This is a genomic window from Streptococcus sp. C150 (genome assembly GCF_000187445.1).
Classification (GTDB): Bacteria; Bacillota; Bacilli; order Lactobacillales; family Streptococcaceae; genus Streptococcus; species Streptococcus raffinosi.
The window spans coordinates 101,452-103,139 of the sequence record NZ_GL698449.1; the positions used below are offsets into that span (position 1 = coordinate 101,452).

Annotated in this window: 1 protein-coding gene; it reads left to right on the top strand. The window is 43.1% G+C overall.

The features are described from left to right. On the top strand, positions 1-1,688 hold a 1,688-nt coding region (gene ldcB / locus HMPREF0848_RS00480; protein WP_008533935.1), incomplete at both ends, for an LD-carboxypeptidase LdcB/DacB.

The window sequence follows — 1,688 nt, forward strand, 5'->3', positions numbered from 1 at the left end:
AGACGGTAGCTACAAGGTTCATGTAGATAAAGCCAGCCACAAGGGTGACGCTGGTACCTATGCTGTCCATCTTTACTATATGTTAGATGGTAAGAGAACCTATATTACCGAAACTACAGCCACAGTCCCTGAAACTCAAGTAACAGGAAATTTGACGATCACCAACCAAACGTCTAATGGCTTTGATGTTGTCGTAACTAATGTTTCAGGTGGTGGCAAGACAGTTCAAGAAGTTCGTGTCCCAATCTGGTCAGATAAGAATGGTCAAGATGATCTTACTTGGTACCATGCCGACAAACAATCAGATGGTAGCTACAAGGTTCATGTAGATAAAGCCAGCCACAAGGGCGATGCTGGTACCTATGCCGTGCATCTTTACTATATGTTAGATGGTAAGCGAACTTATATTACCGAAACTACAGCCACAGTCCCTGAATCTCAAGTAGCAGGGGAATTGACGATTACCAACCAAACGTCTAACGGCTTTGATGTTGTCGTAACTAATGTTTCAGGTGGTGGCAAGACAGTTCAAGAAGTTCGTGTTCCAATTTGGTCAGATAAGAATGGTCAAGATGACCTTACATGGTACCATGCTGATAAACAGTCAGATGGTAGCTACAAGGTTCATGTCGATACAGCCAGTCACAAGGGCGATGCTGGTACCTATTCTGTGCATCTTTACTATATGTTGGATGGTAAACGAACTTATATTACCGAAACTACAGCCACAGTCCCTGAATCTCATATAACAGGGAAATTGACTAATAACGGTTCTTATTACAGTGTTCGTGGTAAATACGATGATATTATTATTGTCAATAAAAAACACGGTCTTTCTAAGGACTATAACCCAGGTGAAAACCCAACAGCTAAGGCAGCCTTTGTTCGTCTTCGTGACGATATGATTAATCAAGGTTTGAATGTTGGACGTTCATACAGTGGTTTCCGTTCTTACGATTATCAAAAGACTCTTTACGACAACTACGTAAGCCGTGATGGTCAAGCAGCTGCGGACCGTTACTCAGCTCGTCCTGGATTTAGCGAACACCAAACTGGTTTGGTCTTTGACTTGACTGATAAATCTGGTAACTTGCTTGAGGATGCACGAGCTAGTCAATGGCTTAAAGATAATGCACATAACTATGGCTTTATCGTGCGTTTCCAAGCAGGTAAAGAAGCTTCAACTGGCTACATGCCAGAAGCATGGCATATCCGCTATGTGGGTAAAGAAGCTAAAGATATCCATGATTCAGGATTAAGCTTGGAAGAGTACTTTGGAATTGAAGGTGGCGATTATGCTACTAGCAGCAAACCTGCTGAAAGCAAACCAGCCACTACAGGTGCCATCAACCTTCCAGCGACAGGAACTTATACCTTCACAGGTCGTGCGTCAATTAAGGCAGAAGCTAAAGTTTCAAGCCCAGAATTAGCTTATTATGACAAGGGTATGAGTGTTAACTACGATAAGGTTTTGACAGCCGATGGTCATCAATGGCTTTCATATGTAACAGCAAGCGGTGCCCGTCGTTACGTTGATATTGCAACAGTTAAAGCTACAGAAACTAAACCAGAAGCCAAACCGGTTGCTAAACCAGCGGACCAACCAAGTCTGCCAGAATCAGGCACTTATACCTTTACAGGTCGTGCGTCAATCAAGGCAGAAGCCAAGGTTTCAAGCCCAGAATTGG